Raw genomic sequence first — 15,806 nt, 5'->3', positions numbered from 1 at the left:
AGCGGTTGATAGACGCTTTGTAACAATCGTGTAACATTATATTTTATTTTCATTACAATTATGTTATAATCTTATGATGTGATTCACATAAAGGGAAACTTCAATCAGTGGGGTTTTTTATCTCTAACTGATTGTTAGTTGAATGGAACTTAGCTGTTAGCTCACGTTTCTTCCCATCTAAACTTTCTCGAAGACCCTAAAGTTTTGAGGCGGGAGTTCTACGGACGGTTACACCGGGATAAACAAAAATAGCCAACTTAATAACGGGAAACATGCAAAATAATTGAGCAAATCTAAGGCTAATGGAGTGTTTTAAAAGATGTATAAACCACATATTGTAATTTTAGGAGCAGGCTATAGTGGTCTCACAACTGCAACTAAATTACAGAAAATATTGCACCAGAATGAAGCGAATATAACGCTCGTGAACAAACATGATTATCATTATCAAACGACATGGCTTCATGAAACGGCAGCAGGATCTCTAAAGCCGGAACGAACGATGATTCCAATCCGCGATATCATTAATCAAGAAAAAATTAACTTTGTAATCGATGAAGTGACGATGATTGATGAAAAGAATAAAAAAGTAAAACTTCTGAATCAGGAGATCTCGTATGATATCCTTGTTATTGGTCTAGGATTTGAAGCGGAAGCAATCACAAATCCGGATTTAAATGAACATGTTTTTCCAATTGGAAATTTAAATAACGCCAGAGTATTAAGAGAGCATTTGGAATATAATTTCGCTAAGTATGCAAATGAGGTAGAAAAGAATGCGGCACGAATTAATATTGTTATTGCTGGAGGAGGCTTCACTGGAATCGAATATGCAGGTGAACTTGCCGACCGAATACCTGAACTCGGTGGTGAATATGATGTGGACCGAACGCAGGTCCGTATCATTATGGTAGAATGTGAATCTACTATTCTACCAGGATGTGAACAAGAATTTGTAAACTATGCGATGAATTCTCTTGAATCCCGAGGTGTGGAATTTATTACGGACGCTAGAATTGTCGAGTCGAAGCATGATCGGGTCATGTATGAAAAAGAAGGAAAACAGATCGAAATACCGGCAAAAACAATTGTCTGGACAGCTGGCGTTCGTGGCAATTCTCTCCTTGAACATTCGAGCATCCCAACGGTAAACGGCAAAGTAGAAGTAAGCAGAGATTTACGTGTCCCAGGGTATGAGAATGTCTATGTCTTAGGAGACTGTGCCCTAATTACCAATGCGGAGACAGGAAGACCATGCCCTGCAAATGCGGAGACAGCAATTGCTTCTGCTGTAGTTGCAGCACGGAATATTAAGGCACAGATTAATGAAGAAGCATTACAGCACTTTCAATCTGAAAAAAAGGCAATCATTGCTTCGCTCGGTTCCTCGGATGGGGTGGCTGTATCATTAAATGGGAAGAAGCATTTTGGCTGGAAAGCGACTTTTATGAAGAAACTCTCGTTAAACCGATATCTGCTGCAATTAGGTGGAATCTATCTCTTGATGAAAAAGGGCAGATTTAATATCTTCCATACGTAAAGCAGAGGCTATATGTCTTTGCTTTTTCATCGTCTGGCTCCAGCGCCCAGCGACTATCAAACTTTACACTCCTCCAATCGATAAAGAAGACTTAGCCGTTTGGTCTTTGTGAGGCTTAGTCGCCCTTATACCCTTGCGGTGAAAGTTAACATCAACTCACTCTCTTCGCCTGAGTTTCCTTTATCTCCCTTCCGGTAAAAAGGAGGTTCGATTAAGTTCGCCCCTTCCTGGGGCAACATCGAACTACCTCCCATCCTGGGAGGCACAGTTTGTACGTCGCTAAACGGGCGCTTGCGCCTTTGTTTTATTTATTATAAAATAAGCGTGGGTGTTAGTTAACGAAGCGAAGGGAGTCACATCATTGATACAGCTAGTAGTTTCCATTATGTTATATTTTGTCATTTTCTTTGGTATCGCTTTTATTTTAAATATGCTTTTAAGAAGAACTTGGCTCATGTCAATTCTATATCCAATTGTTGCAATAATGATGATAGATGGCATTTCTACTTTTGATTACTTTACGAACACGGCGGAATCTTTTAAACTATTGGGAGATACGCTTGCGGCTTTGAAATTAGCTGACTATGTCATTATGGGTGCCGGTTTTCTAGGTACAATTGCTTCTGGCTTTACGATTCGTATTTTAAGAAGAAGCGGGTATCGGATGTTTTAAAAATGATACGCAACATTAAAAACCACAGTCATTTTATATTGGGCTGTGGATTTTATTTTTGCTATAATAAGGATAATAGCATTTCCAAAAAATTTACCCTTTAATTAAAACGCTTTCAAATAAAGGACTCACCCTGCATACTAGGAATGACATACAAAGGAGAAATGTACATTGGCGAACTTAACTCGAGATTTTTTCATTGCTTTATCAAACAATCAATTTCTGAATAACAATGCAAAAAGATGGGGGTTGCGGCTTGGTGCAGAGAAATTTGTAGCTGGGACGGATTTGCCCCGTGCTGCTGAAAGAGTAAAAGAATTAAACGAGCGCGGCATTTCTGTAGCACTTGATAACTTAGGGGAATTCGTATCTGACAGGTCAGAAGCTGAAGCAGCTAAAAATCAGATTCTTCAAGTCGTTGAATATATTCACGAGAAGAAGCTGGATGGTCATATAACAGTAAAGTTAACTCAAATTGGCCTTGATATCGATCAAGATTTTTGTATGGACAACATGCGGGAGATCCTTGTTAAAGCAAATGAATACAATATTTTCGTAAATGTCGATATGGAGAAGTATATTCATTACCAGCCGACACTTAATATTGTAACAGCACTTCATAAAGAGTATGAAAATATCGGAACCGTGTTACAAACCTATTTATACCGTACACTTGATGACTTGAAGGATCTTGAAAATGTTCGATTACGGATCGTAAAGGGAGCGTATAAAGAATCTGGAGATGTGGCTTATCAGTCTAAAGAAGAAATTGATGCGAATTTCATGGAAACGGTGAAAGAAAGATTGCAGGGGGAAGCATTTACATCGATTGCAACCCATGATCATCATCTAATCAATCAGGTAAAAAAATATGTAGAAGCTCATCAAATTGATAAACGCAAATTTGAATTCCAGATGCTTTATGGCTTCCGTGTCGAGATGCAATATGCATTAGCTGAAGAAGGTTATCATTTCTGTACGTATATTCCGTTTGGCGATGATTGGTATGGGTATTTCATGCGCCGGCTAGCAGAACGTCCGCAAAATATTAATCTTGTGCTTAAAGATACTCTCTATACGGAGAATAACAGATTGAAGACAGGGGCGGTCATGGCAGGGGCAGCCGGAGTTGCAGCACTTGCATTTTTTGTAGGCAGAAGGAGTCGAAAAAACAAAAAATTGAAACAATTATGAAATACTCCCGGAATCTATCTTAACAAAGATTGCTGCGATTGTAGTAAGCCGAATAATATATAAGCATGATTCTGAAGTTGAAGCGGAATTTGACGAAGTAGTAACAGTAGCTAGGCAGTTAAATGATTCATTAAAAAAAGCAGAATGGGATAGACGATGATCTTCCCGTTTTTTTTGATTATTTCTAGCTTGAATGTGCTAAACTAGTAGAAAAACGAATAAAGAGTGATTGGATGAAAAAGACGAATGTTCATCGTTTGCTTGATAAGGAAAAGGTTGCTTATCAGATTCATGAGTATGCTTGGAAGGAAGATAGCCTCGATGCGGAAACTGCTGCAAGTCAAACGAATATTCCACTCGAGAAGGTGTTTAAAACACTCGTAACAGTCGGGGATAAAACGGGCCCAGTCGTTGTCGTGATTAGCGCACAAGATGAGCTGAACTTGAAAAAACTCGCCAAAGTAAGTGGCAATAAAAAGATTGACATGTTGCCGATGAAAGATTTAGAGAAGACGACAGGGTATATCCGGGGTGGTTGCTCGCCGATTGGCATGAAGAAAAGCTATCCGACATACATTGATTCCGAAGCTAAAGGTTTGGAATATCTCGTCATTTCGGCAGGAAAACGCGGTTCTCAAGTCGAACTCTCGCCAGAAGACCTAAGAACAATGACAGAAGCAACGTATGCTGATCTACGAGCAGAGTAGCCTGGCAAAAATAAGGTCCCCAGCTGTGTGGAGGACCTTATTTTCATTTCTTGCGTTCCTTTTGTAATGCAATTTTTACAGTAGTTAAGAATTCTTCAGCTTTTTCTTCCGGTGCTTTTGTAGCTAAGCTGACACCGATGAAGATGAGAGTGGATAAGAGAATTCCCCACACACCTGAGGCGAGTCCGAGCGGCTTCCACTGAAATGCTTCTAAAAGAATGACAATGCCCCCCGTAATGCCCACACTCGCTAATACTCCAGCAGCTGTACCTCGTTTCCAGAAAAACGTTCCAAATATAGCAGGCACCGCAATGATAAGACCAGCAGAAGAAGCGACCGAGAGGAGTACGATAATACTTAGTTCCATTTCGGCAAATAGATAAGCAATAATCGCAATTACAGGAATGACAAATTTACCAATTTGCAGCTGCATCCGGTCAGATGGCCGTTCTCTGAGATTCCCATACACATCCTTCGCAAATACCGAAGCCAGGGTGAGTAAAATGGAATCAATCGTTGAGATAGCTGCTGCCATAATTCCTACCATCACAATAACCCCAAGAATCGGTGGTACAAGGTCGCTAGAGAGAATTAAAGGTGTTGCCATGTCAACGTTATCTAAGTTCGGAAACATAATGGTTGCCGAGAAGCCCCAAAAAATTGCAACAAGTGTATAAACGAGCCCGAAGACCATAAAGCCGAGTATCATAATTTTTAAGTTTTTCAAAGATGACGGCATAAATAACCGTTGGCTAACCTGTGGGTTGGAAAGGCTGAAAAACATCCATGGCAAGGTCATGCCAATAAATGTAAAAATATTAAAAAATCCATTACCAGGCACCGCTAATGAAGCTGGATGTTCTGTCTCAAGCGTCTGGAAAAAACCATTGAATCCGCCTAATCCATTGATAAGAACAAGAACGACAATGATTGATGTGATGATCATGAATACTGCCTGTAAGGAGTCTGTCCAAGCAACGGAGCGAATTCCCGCAATATAAGAAAATAAAATAGCCATAATCGTTGCAATCAACACACCGGTTGAAAACGTGATTTCATTATTCGTAAGACCGGAAAGCAGGTAGCCAACACCAGTTAGCTGGACGGCGCTATAAGGGATGAGAAAGAGACAACTCGTTATCGCGACAATGATCGCCACTCTTTTGTCCTGATAGCGGTCACCAAGCATTTCAGAGGGAGTGACGTAGCCATATTTTTTTCCGACAACCCAAAAACGCGGCCCAAAAAAGGCGATCAGCGAAACTCCCATCAGATAAATCAATTCAAACCCGAGCGCACCAACTCCGCCACTATATGTAAGCCCGGCTAATCCAACAAGCATGAAGGCACTATAAGTTGTCGCACTGTAGCTAAGTGCAGATACAATTCCGCCGAGTTTTCTATCTCCAAGAAAATAACTAACCATATTATTTTGTTTACCCGGGCGCGATAAGAAGGCGATGATTAAAGAAACAATAATATAGATGGCAACTGCCCACCAAACGTACGATGAATTCATTATTCTCCGCCCCATTCCTTAATTAATAAATAATTGATGCCAATTACAATAACAGTAAGTACCGTCCAAAATAAAAAGCTGCCATACCATCTTTCGACATTCGTAAGCAATGTGTACGGTACAACAAATGCACTTAGTATCAAGCTTGTAATTATGACGGCATAAACCTTTTCATTCCTTTTCATGAATGCTATTCCTCCTCTATTTTATGAGATTAGCTCGAAGTAAACGAACCATATTATTGTGAAAGAAATCACATGTCTTAACGAGAATTCCATATTTTCAATGTAAAATTACAAAATCTATCATACCAGATTGTAATTAAGAAGGCTACATAAAAAATCTTTCAATTAAGAAACTTTCGTCCGCGATTGACGTCCAATGCAGTAAGAAGGATTAAAAGGGGGTCAAGTTCAAGTGAGTAAGTATTTAATTATATTGATGTTCAGTTTTTTACTGGCAGCTTGTACGAGTAATGGGGCAGATAATTCCGCCGAGGAAATGGCCGATATTGCGAACGAGACAGAAAGTTATGGAATGGAAGAGAGCGAGCAACAATTTTCTGAAGCGAATAAGGAGGAGGCTCAAGATGTAGAAACGGAGAGCGCAGGAAATGATGATGGACTGGCTACGGTTGAAGCAAATCGCAAGGTCATTTATACAGCAGATATAAGTGTGGAAACAGATGATTTTGAAGTCTTTTCCAATGTAATTCAAAAGGAAGCTAAAAAGATTGGCGGTTATGTGCTTGAGTCGACGCTTTATAACGAACAGGTGGAAGATTTGAAGGGCGGTCAGATGACAGTTCGGATACCGCAAGAAGATTTTCATACATTTCTCGATGTGATTGAAGAGGGGAGTACAAAGGTGCTGGATCACTATGTTTCCGGTGAAGATGTTACCGAGGAATTCGTCGATTTGGAGTCCCGCTTGAAATCGAAAGAACAAGTCGAGGAAAGATTACTGGAATTTTTAGATGGTGCAGAGAAAACAGAGGACTTATTAAAAATATCGAATGATTTAGCAATAGTACAAGAGGAGGTTGAAATGATTGTCGGCAGGATGAATTATCTTCAAGACAAAACGGACTTTTCAACAGTAACCATTTCAATCCAGGAACGCCATGTAACCCTTTCAAGTGTCAATGACGGTGATTTGAACACATGGGGTGAGACGAAGCAACAATTTATGAAAAGCATTAATTTTCTTATCAGCGCCTTTTCTGCATTAACCATATTTCTCATCGGCAACCTCCCAATATTAATCACTGTTGGTGCACTTATGCTGATCAGTTTCTTTATCTGGAGAAAGCAAAAGAAAAACAAGTCATCGGGACCTGGTGTCTGACCCCAATGTCCCAACATTTTGCTTCCCTCATGTTGAGAGGAGGGGTATTACAGACCGTTAATGCGTGATAAACTATTAGCAAGTGAGTTAAAGAGGAGGAAGAAGATGGAGAAATTACAAATTGGCAGGGCGGCATTGACTTGGTTACGTGGTGGTGTCAATCATTTGGATGGTGGCGCCATGTTTGGTGTTGTGCCGAAAGCTTTATGGTCAAGGAAATATCCGACAGATGAGAAGAACTTAATTGAACTCCGGACAGACCCAATTTTACTTCAGTTAGATGGCAAAAATTATCTGATTGATTCAGGAATCGGTACAGATAAACTAACAGCAAAACAAATTCGTAACTTTGGTGCAAAGGAGCTTTCTTTTCTCGAGGAATCATTACATGAATTAGGATTGAAACCAACTGAAATTGATGCAGTATTAATGACACATTTACATTTTGACCATGCGAGCGGCTTGTCAAAACAAGGGAAAGAAGGCTATGAAACGATTTTTTCCAATGCGGTTATTTACACGACTGCAATCGAGTGGGAAGAAATGCGCCATCCTAATATTCGTTCCGTCAATACGTATTGGGAAATAAACTGGCGATCGATAGAACATCAAGTTGAAACCTTCGCAGATGAACTGGAAATAGCAGAAGGATTACGGATGATTCATACTGGCGGCCATAGTGAAGGGCATGCCATTATTGTATTTGAAGACGGAGAAGATTGTTTTATTCATATGGCAGATTTGATGCCGACGAATGCCCATGAAAACAAGCTTTGGGCACTTGCTTATGATGATTATCCAGTCACATCTGTCCATGAGAAACAGGAGTGGATGGAATATGGTTATAATAGGCAGGCGTGGTTCACATTTTATCATGATGCCTATTACCGTGCGATTCGTTTTAATAAAGAAGGCGAACGGATTCAGGAGGTTAAGAGGATAAGAGAATGACAAAGATAAGCGCTTCAGTTGAGAAGCGCTTATCTTTTAAGCGGTTTCAGTTGATGCGATAATTCCGCCCGTCTCCAAGTCAACATAAAATTCATACTGTTTACTTTCCCCATCAATATTTCTCGTAATTCCTCCACGGTAAGCTTCGTACACCAGACCATTTTTCTCCACTTCTTCAGGTTTCATGTAAATCCATGAACCACTAATTGGCCCGTTTCGTTTAAAAGCTTCTTTTGCATTGCTCAAAGCTTTCTCCGGTGTTATTTTCTGCTTTGTGTCCAATTGGCTCTTCAGCAGATAACCTACCGCGATACCGAGACTTGCTGCGAGTATAAGGTTTCTTTTTTTCAATTTGTTCCACCTCTCATTTAAATGAAATAACAATAATTCTACTATAAAGTATATCTTACTTACTTGGAAATTTCATCTCGCGACTGAAGTCATGACTATTCTTAGTTTATTTACCCCAGTGTAATCGTCCGTAAAAAACTCTAACCTCAAAACTTTAGGGTCTTCGAGAAAGCTTAGGTGGGAAGAAATGTGAGTTAACACCTAAGGTTCGTTCCCCTAACATGCAGCGGGGGAGATAAGAATCCTTCCTCTTAATGAAGTTTCACTTTATAAAACTCCATCTTAACAACGGGATAGTGGAAAGTAGCTTCCATTATCCGTTATACTAACAAGAGCATAGAGAAAATAGAATATATAAAGGGGTTTTAACATGAATCAGGAAACCTTAGATCTTTTTAAAAATTTGACCGAACTCCAGGGAGCGCCTGGGAATGAACATGCTGTCCGGGCTTTTATGAAGAAAGAATTAGAGAAATATTCGGATGAAGTTGTCCAAGATAACCTCGGCAGTGTCTTCGGTGTGAAAAAAGGAAACGGGCCCCGCATTATGATTGCAGGGCATATGGATGAGGTTGGCTTCATGGTTACACAAATTACGGACAATGGAATGATCCGTTTTCAGCCGCTAGGTGGTTGGTGGAATCAAGTGATGCTCGCTCAGCGCGTTCAAGTGATGACGGAAAATGGTCCAGTCATCGGTGTGATTTCATCCATTCCTCCCCATTTATTAACGGAAGCACAGCGGAAGAAACCGATGGAAATTAAAAATATGCTCATTGACATCGGGGCAGATGACCGGGAAGATGCGTTCGGAATCGGTGTGAAACCAGGAGACTCGATTGTTCCAGTTACACCATTCCAACCGATGGCGAATGAGAAGAAAATTCTTGCTAAAGCTTGGGATAACCGTTATGGCTGCGGTCTATCCATTGAATTGTTAAAAGAATTAAAGGATGAGTCATTGCCGAATACATTATATTCTGGAGCAACTGTCCAGGAAGAAGTTGGGCTTCGCGGGGCGCAAGTTGCAGCGAATATGATTCAGCCAGATATCGCTTATGTCCTTGACGCGTCACCAGCTAATGATGCATCAGGCGATAAAAAAGCCTTTGGCCAGCTTGGAAAAGGTGCATTAGTGCGGATATTTGATCGTACGATGGTGACGCATCGCGGTATGCGGGAGTTTGTACTTGATATCGCAGAATCGAATAATATTCCGTATCAATACTTTGTTTCTCAAGGCGGAACAGATGCCGGAAGAATCCATCTATCGAATAATGGGGTGCCAAGTGCGGTCATTGGAATATGCTCACGATATATTCATACGTCAGCATCCATTGTCCATATAGATGATTATGCAGCAGCGAAAGAACTGCTCATTAAACTTGTAAAATCAAGTGATCAGACGACCATTGATACGATTAAAAACAACAGTTGAGGGATGTAATGAAAGTAAGAATTGGTTCTAAAAATCCAACGAAAATCCATGCCTGTGAAGCTGTGTTTAAGGAATATACTGTCGAGGGAATCAGTGTTCCTTCCGGTGTTTCACCGCAGCCAAAAACAGATGAGGAAACAAGACGAGGTGCAATCAATCGGGCAATCGCCGCGTTTAACTTAAGAGAAACAGATATTGGGGTCGGACTGGAAGGTGGCGTTATGCTTCTTAACGGTTCGCTCTACCTGACGAACTGGGGAGCGCTTGCCGTTTCACATGATGAGATTTACACCGCAGCTGGCGCCCGGATCGCATTACCGAGTGCTTTTTTACCAGAGTTGAAGCAAGGGAAAGAATTAGGGGACATCATGGAAGAGTATGCACAAAAAGAAAACATCCGATCAAATGAAGGTGCAATCGGTATTTTTACGAACGATCAAATTGACAGGAGCACCATGTTCACCCACGTTACTCAAATTCTCCGCGGGCAACTGGAGTACTGGTCTAAAATATAAAAACGAAGGAGTGCTTAGCTTGGCACTCCTTCGTTTTTATTCATAAATATACGCTAAAACTTCTAAAGCTTGATCAATTGTTTCAACGGTGATAGTTGCTTTGTTGGATAATTCTTTCAGCGGGTGAATAAATTCTTCCGGCCGAACTAAGATTGTTGGTTTGTTCAATGTAATCGCAGCTGAGGCGTCCATTGCGGTATTCCACTGCCTGTATTTCTCACCGAATAAGGCAATAACAACATCCGCCTTTTGCATGAGTACCTGCGTTCTCAAATTATTCACGGCAGAAGCGGCATCATCCCTGTAGTAATTATCTGGTTGCTTTCCGAGAATTTTTTCGCCAATATCATCTGAAAGATCATGATTCGTCTGTGGCCCGACAAAGTTTAAAGGCAAATTCTTTTCCTCTGCTTTTGTCTTTAATTGCTCCCGCCAGTCTGAGTGAATCTCACCAGCTAAATAAACTGTAAGTTCCATTTCAGCACCTCCAAAAAATACGATTCTACTTTTATACTAACGAATAGAATAATAATTGCAAATAATTCATCTCGGTGCAACCGTCCGTCCGAGAAAGTTTAAGTGGAGCTAACGGACGCTGACACCCTGATTCATTCAACTAACAGTCAGTGGGGGGATGAAAAAAACCTCTACTGATTGAAGTTTCACTTTATCGTGAAAGGGTTTAATTTCACTCACTCAGGGCGTGTGAATTGAAACAGATAGAAAGGAAAGCTATGATAGAAAAAAAGGAGATGATGGAAGATGAGAGCATTACAATCTGTAAAAGAATATAACGAACTTAAAAATAACGAAAAAACAATTTTTCTTTTTACGGCAGGATGGTGTCCGGACTGTCGCGTCATTGAACCAATCCTACCCGAAATAGAAGATAAATATCCAGAGTATACTTTTGTTGAAATTAATCGAGACGAATTTATGGAACTTGCTGGAGAAAATGATATTTACGGCATCCCTAGCTTTTTGGCCTTTAATAAAGGGGTAGAAGTAGGTCGTTTTGTCAGTAAAGACCGGAAGACAAAAGAAGAAATTATTTCGTTTATCGATGGCTTTGCGAAAGTTTGACAATAAGTTTGTAAGGAGGAACCATCGATGAAAATGACAAGTACCCGTATGCGGGATATATTGAAAGAACGACTCACAAATGAAAATTATCAGGTTAGATTCAACCGGAAAGAAGACACACTTCGAATCGAGTGGAAGGACACAAAGCAAGGCTTAACCTTGACGCTTCCTAATATCATTGTAAAATATAATACGCGTGGTGAATCGGTAATCGATGAAGTGGTCGAGCATATCGAGGAGGCGCTCCGGATGATGCGGGAAGAAGTCGAATTGACTGGAATGGAAAAGCATATTTATCCCGTAATCCGTTCGACATCCTTCCCAACTGAAACAAAAGCCGAAAAAAAGCTGATGTTTAAAGATCATACCGCGGAAACGAGAATATTTTATGCACTTGATGAAGGGAAATCATACCGGCTGATTGATGAGGATCTTATTCACGGGGCAGACTGGACGCGGCAGCATTTAGAAGAAATCGCGATGTTTAATGCTCGTTCGCTCTCAACCGACTATAAGGCTGATAACGTAGCAGGCAATGATTTCTATTTCATTGCGACCCAAGATGGCTATGATGCCACCAGAATATTGAATGAAGCATTCTTAGAAGAGATGAAGATTAATGTGAAAGGTGATATGGCCGTTGCAACTCCACATCAGGATGTATTAATTGTTGCGGATATTCAGAATAAGACCGGGTATGATATTTTAGCCCAGCTTACAATGAAATACTTCTCAGAAGGACGTATCCCAATTACATCGTTACCATTTATTTACGAAGATAAAAAATTAGAACCAATCTTTATCCTCGCGAAGAATCGCCCGGAGAAATAGAGAAAGGACGAAGAGAATGAACGTATTTTATAATCCAAACGGAATCGGTGATGTGCTCCTTATTCCAGTTAAAGATGGTAATCGCTATGAATGGACGTATGAAACAAAGGGAGACATTGTTCGAGTGCTTGGAGAAAACCAGGAAGTGCTCGGTTACAACATATTCGATGCTTCGAATAAATTTGATCTTGCCGAAACAGGTGCAATCAAGCTGACGGAAGCATTACTTGCGGAAATCAAAAATCTATTCAAAGACAATAATTTGGATGATGAACTTGATTTTGATCTAAGCCCGAAATTTGTCGTCGGTTATGTCGAGGAAAAGGGACCACATGAAAATGCTGATAAGCTGAGTGTTTGTAAAGTTAATGTTGGGGAAGAAGTACTGCAAATTGTTTGCGGTGCACCAAATGTCGATGCAGGCCAAAAGGTAGTAGTTGCCAAAGTGGGAGCAACAATGCCAAGCGGCCTCCGTATCAAACCATCTGAACTGCGCGGTGTCCCGTCGAATGGCATGATTTGTTCCAAGAAAGAATTGGGACTTCCAAACGCACCAGATGAAAAAGGAATTTATGTACTTGATGACAGTTATCAAATTGGCGAAGAATTTAACTTTTAAAATAGAAGCACACACTATTTTTCAATAGGGTGTGTTTTTTATTTAACCAAATTTTTATTATAAAACGAGATGACGCACCGCTTTTATTTAGCGCAAGTGTCCGAAACTCACTTTTGGAGGTCCGCAGTCCAGACACCCCTCGCACCTGCTGAGCGGCCGGCAAGCCTCCTCGCGCTAACGCGCTGCGGGGTCTCGCCAGGCTTACCTCCGAACAGGAAGTTCTAATGTCGGCGTTGGTCACAGGACATGACCGTTCTTAGCCGGCCTCCCGCAGGAGTCTCGAGGTGTCTGGACTGCTACCAGGAAAGGTCAAATTTAGATCACTGTTTATTATTCCAAAGATATAATTTTTTTCGTGATATAGCACTGGAATATATGCTATTAATAATAATCATCCCTACTAGTTCAGTTGCCCGGTGGACGGTGACTCCTGCGGGAATAGCGCGAGTCTGGAGATCCCACAGGGCGGTAGCCCGAGGAGCTCTAGCAGTGCCCAAGGATGCGCATCCGGCCACCGGGCAACTGAACGGGGGTTAGAACTCCAGTCTAGAGAATGCGCAAAATACTTACGCTGAATGAAAGTAATACACACTTACGCTTAATAAAGCTCAGCTAAGCTGTTACAAGCTAAGGAAACGGGGGGATTAAATATTAATTTTAATAAAACTACATCAATACTTAAAAAACTGGTAAAATAGAGAAGCAATATGGATTGAAAAGGAAATGAGTGAATGAAATGTTAAAGCATTGGTTAGATAAAATGAAAAACTTTTTCGTAACTGAAGTAGAAGAAGAAATCGAAATAGAAGACCCTGATCAGCCAAATCAAAATCGTCAGCAATTAAAAGCTAGAATGACTTATCAGTATCCAGAAAACAGACCTTTCCGTTTTCCGGTAATTCCAGACCAAAGGGAAGCTCGGAAAAAAGATGAAGATAAACAAAAACCAGCTTATACCCGCAGGAAGCAAGAGCCGGTCCGTAAACCGGAAAAAAGCAGGAATACAACGGCATCCACTGCCCCTAGGAAAGTATATAAAGATGAAAATGCACCACCATTTCAGGCGTCAGAAGTACCGTCTCCAATCTATGGTTTTCAAAAAAGGACGGATGAAGTAGAGAACATACCAGCTTATGCTCGGAAGAAGATAGAGAAAGAAGAACAATTAGAAGTACAGGAAGAAGAGCGCAAACCAATTGAATCCGCCATTAGGGAAATTGCACCAGAACAGAAAACTGCATTACAAGAAACAGCGGTAACAGTAGAAGCAGAGGAACCCCAACAGAAGGAAGAAAAAACTAAAACAGAAGAAATTAAAACAATTCAGCAGCTGGCGCAGGAAGAAACAACAGATAAATTGGTACATAAAAAAGCGCCCCAACCTGAAAAAAATAAAACAAGCAATGAAAGAAAACAAGGAAATAAACGAGAAGTACCATTTAACGTTATGATGACCCCGCTCGATAAAGCAAAAATGGAACGAAATGAAAGGGTGCGGGAACGAGGGTTGCGCCGTCCTGAGAAACGTTTAGAAAGGGAAAGGGAGAGACAGCCGGAAAACGAGACTGTCCAACCAGTGATGGAGCAAGTTGAGGTGGAAGAAACGCCAAAGGATATTCACATTCCGTTACATCTCTTAAATGATCCGCAAGAAGAAGATTATGCAAATGACCCTTGGATTCAGGATCAGCAAAATTTGCTTGAACAGACACTGAAACATTTTAATGTTGCAGCTAAAGTTGTACTCGCCACACAAGGACCGTCTGTAACAAGGTTTGAAGTACAGCCGGAACTTGGTGTGAAGGTTAGTAAAATTAGAAATTTAAGTGATGACTTAAAATTAAATATGTCTGCAAGAGATATTCGGATTGAAGCACCAATTCCGGGGAAAAATACAGTTGGTATCGAAGTGCCGAATCCAACAGCACAAATGGTTGGATTGCAGGAGATTGTAGAGACCGACGAGTTTAAAGAGAGTAAATCACCGCTGACTGCTGCACTAGGTCTAACGATTGAAGGGAAGCCGAAAATAACAAATATCCAAAAAATGCCCCATGGCCTGATTGCTGGTGCAACTGGATCCGGAAAAAGTGTGTGCATCAACACAATTCTTATCAGTGTTTTATACAAAGCGAGCCACGAAGATGTGAAGCTGCTCTTGATTGATCCGAAAATGGTGGAGCTTGCACCGTATAATGGTGTTCCGCATCTCGTTTCTCCTGTTATAACCGATGTAAAAGCTGCGACACAGAGCTTAAAATGGGCGGTTAATGAAATGGAAGAACGTTATGAACGTTTCGTGGAAGAAGGCGTCAGAGACATTGAACGCTTCAACCGGAAAGTGAATAGTGAAAACAGAAGCGAAGAAAAAATGCCTTACATTCTCATCGTTATTGATGAGTTGGCTGATTTAATGATGATGTCTCCGCAAGATGTGGAAAATTCCATCAGTAGAATCGCACAAAAAGCACGAGCTTGCGGGATTCATCTCTTATTAGCTACCCAGAGACCGTCTGTTGATGTCATTACTGGACTCATTAAAGCAAATATCCCAACGCGGATCGCCTTTAGTGTTTCTTCTCAAGTGGACTCCCGTACAATTCTTGACGTGAGCGGAGCGGAGAAGCTTTTAGGAAAAGGTGATATGCTATTTATGGAAAACGGAACAGGCAAAAGCGTTCGACTCCAGGGCCCGTTTGTGTCTGATGAAGAAATTGAGAGAGTTACGGCTTATGCAAGAGAGATCGCTGAACCGGAATATTTATTCGAACAGGAACAGCTGCTGGAACAAATCCATTTGGAAGAAGATGAGGACGAGCTACTTGAAGAAGCAATCCAATTTGTTATCCACCAACAGTCAGCGAGCACGTCCATGCTGCAGCGTCATTTTAAAATCGGTTATAACCGGGCCGCAAGACTCATTGATACGTTGGAGGCCCGTGGTATTATTTCCGGACAAAACGGAAGTAAGCCAAGGGATGTCCTCGTAACAGAAACTGCTGCCCAAATAAGTGAATAAATTTGTTTCAATTGCGATA

At 40.9% G+C, this 15,806-nt stretch carries 16 protein-coding genes; 12 read left to right on the top strand and 4 right to left on the bottom strand.

What is annotated here, in order from left to right; translation table 11 throughout:
- The first annotated feature begins 319 nt into the window (after positions 1-319).
- The 4 genes from L3V42_RS09700 to ybaK all read left to right on the top strand — a co-directional run bounded on the left by L3V42_RS09700 (position 320) and on the right by ybaK (position 4,114).
- Positions 320-1,540, top strand: coding sequence for an NAD(P)/FAD-dependent oxidoreductase (locus L3V42_RS09700; RefSeq protein WP_235762389.1), 1,221 nt, complete (start codon positions 320-322; stop codon positions 1,538-1,540).
- 361 nt (positions 1,541-1,901) lie between these two features.
- A complete protein-coding gene (locus tag L3V42_RS09695; protein ID WP_235762390.1) occupies positions 1,902-2,213 on the top strand; it encodes a YuiB family protein in 312 nt (103 codons plus the stop codon).
- Between the two features lie 171 nt (positions 2,214-2,384).
- Positions 2,385-3,407, top strand: coding sequence for a proline dehydrogenase family protein (locus L3V42_RS09690; protein WP_235762391.1), 1,023 nt, complete (start codon positions 2,385-2,387; stop codon positions 3,405-3,407).
- Positions 3,408-3,640: 233 nt separating this feature from the next.
- Positions 3,641-4,114 carry a Cys-tRNA(Pro) deacylase gene (gene ybaK, locus L3V42_RS09685; protein ID WP_235762392.1) on the top strand — a complete coding sequence of 158 codons (474 nt, stop codon included), beginning with the start codon at positions 3,641-3,643 and terminating at the stop codon, positions 4,112-4,114.
- Between the two features lie 43 nt (positions 4,115-4,157).
- Here ybaK and L3V42_RS09680 read toward each other — a convergent pair whose 3' ends face one another.
- The gene (locus L3V42_RS09680) at positions 4,158-5,633 is read right to left on the bottom strand and encodes a sodium:solute symporter family protein (RefSeq protein ID WP_235762393.1); all 1,476 of its coding nucleotides are present in this window, start codon (positions 5,631-5,633) and stop codon (positions 4,158-4,160) included.
- Positions 5,633-5,818, bottom strand: a complete 186-nt coding sequence (locus L3V42_RS09675) for a hypothetical protein (RefSeq protein WP_235762394.1) — start codon at positions 5,816-5,818, stop codon at positions 5,633-5,635. The genes L3V42_RS09680 and L3V42_RS09675 overlap by 1 nt, the downstream gene beginning before the upstream one ends.
- 232 nt (positions 5,819-6,050) lie before the next feature.
- On the opposite strand from L3V42_RS09675, the gene L3V42_RS09670 reads away from it, so the two are divergent.
- Both L3V42_RS09670 and L3V42_RS09665 read left to right on the top strand, forming a co-directional pair.
- A complete protein-coding gene (locus L3V42_RS09670; protein WP_235762395.1) occupies positions 6,051-6,980 on the top strand; it encodes a DUF4349 domain-containing protein in 930 nt (309 codons plus the stop codon).
- 105 nt (positions 6,981-7,085) lie between these two features.
- The gene (locus L3V42_RS09665) at positions 7,086-7,931 is read left to right on the top strand and encodes a YtnP family quorum-quenching lactonase (protein WP_235762396.1); all 846 of its coding nucleotides are present in this window, start codon (positions 7,086-7,088) and stop codon (positions 7,929-7,931) included.
- A gap of 36 nt (positions 7,932-7,967) precedes the next feature.
- Here the strand turns inward: L3V42_RS09665 and L3V42_RS09660 are convergent, their stop codons facing one another.
- Positions 7,968-8,282 (bottom strand): PepSY domain-containing protein, encoded by a 315-nt coding sequence (locus L3V42_RS09660; protein WP_238471882.1) that lies wholly within the window; start codon positions 8,280-8,282, stop codon positions 7,968-7,970.
- A gap of 370 nt (positions 8,283-8,652) precedes the next feature.
- Here L3V42_RS09660 and L3V42_RS09655 point away from each other — a divergent pair, with 370 nt between their 5' ends.
- Together L3V42_RS09655 and L3V42_RS09650 are read left to right on the top strand one after the other, a co-directional pair.
- Positions 8,653-9,720: a M42 family metallopeptidase gene (locus tag L3V42_RS09655; protein ID WP_238471881.1), complete on the top strand. Its 1,068-nt coding sequence runs from the start codon at positions 8,653-8,655 to the stop codon at positions 9,718-9,720.
- An 8-nt stretch (positions 9,721-9,728) separates the two neighbouring features.
- Complete coding sequence (locus L3V42_RS09650; protein WP_238471880.1) at positions 9,729-10,235, top strand: DUF84 family protein; 507 nt, start codon at positions 9,729-9,731, stop codon at positions 10,233-10,235.
- 36 nt (positions 10,236-10,271) lie between these two features.
- Here L3V42_RS09650 and L3V42_RS09645 read toward each other — a convergent pair whose 3' ends face one another.
- Positions 10,272-10,712, bottom strand: coding sequence for a YtoQ family protein (locus tag L3V42_RS09645; RefSeq protein WP_235762400.1), 441 nt, complete (start codon positions 10,710-10,712; stop codon positions 10,272-10,274).
- Positions 10,713-10,997: 285 nt separating this feature from the next.
- On the opposite strand from L3V42_RS09645, the gene L3V42_RS09640 reads away from it, so the two are divergent.
- The 4 genes from L3V42_RS09640 (at position 10,998) to L3V42_RS09625 (ending at position 15,787) form a co-directional block, all read left to right on the top strand.
- On the top strand, positions 10,998-11,318 hold the full coding sequence (locus L3V42_RS09640) for a thioredoxin family protein (protein WP_235762401.1): 321 nt from the start codon (positions 10,998-11,000) through the stop codon (positions 11,316-11,318).
- A gap of 27 nt (positions 11,319-11,345) precedes the next feature.
- Entirely contained in the window at positions 11,346-12,149 is an 804-nt protein-coding gene (locus L3V42_RS09635; protein WP_238471879.1) for a DUF1444 domain-containing protein, read from the top strand.
- Between the two features lie 16 nt (positions 12,150-12,165).
- Positions 12,166-12,768, top strand: a complete 603-nt coding sequence (gene ytpR / locus L3V42_RS09630; RefSeq protein WP_238471878.1) for a YtpR family tRNA-binding protein — start codon at positions 12,166-12,168, stop codon at positions 12,766-12,768.
- 736 nt (positions 12,769-13,504) lie between these two features.
- Positions 13,505-15,787, top strand: a complete 2,283-nt coding sequence (locus tag L3V42_RS09625; protein ID WP_235762404.1) for a DNA translocase FtsK — start codon at positions 13,505-13,507, stop codon at positions 15,785-15,787.
- The last annotated feature ends 19 nt before the right edge of the window (positions 15,788-15,806 follow it).

The organism is Oceanobacillus alkalisoli, assembly GCF_022213125.1.
In the GTDB taxonomy this organism is placed as follows: domain Bacteria; phylum Bacillota; class Bacilli; order Bacillales; family Amphibacillaceae; genus Oceanobacillus; species Oceanobacillus alkalisoli.
Note: the sequence above shows the minus strand (reverse complement) of the source record. Positions and strands in the feature narration are given on the sequence as shown.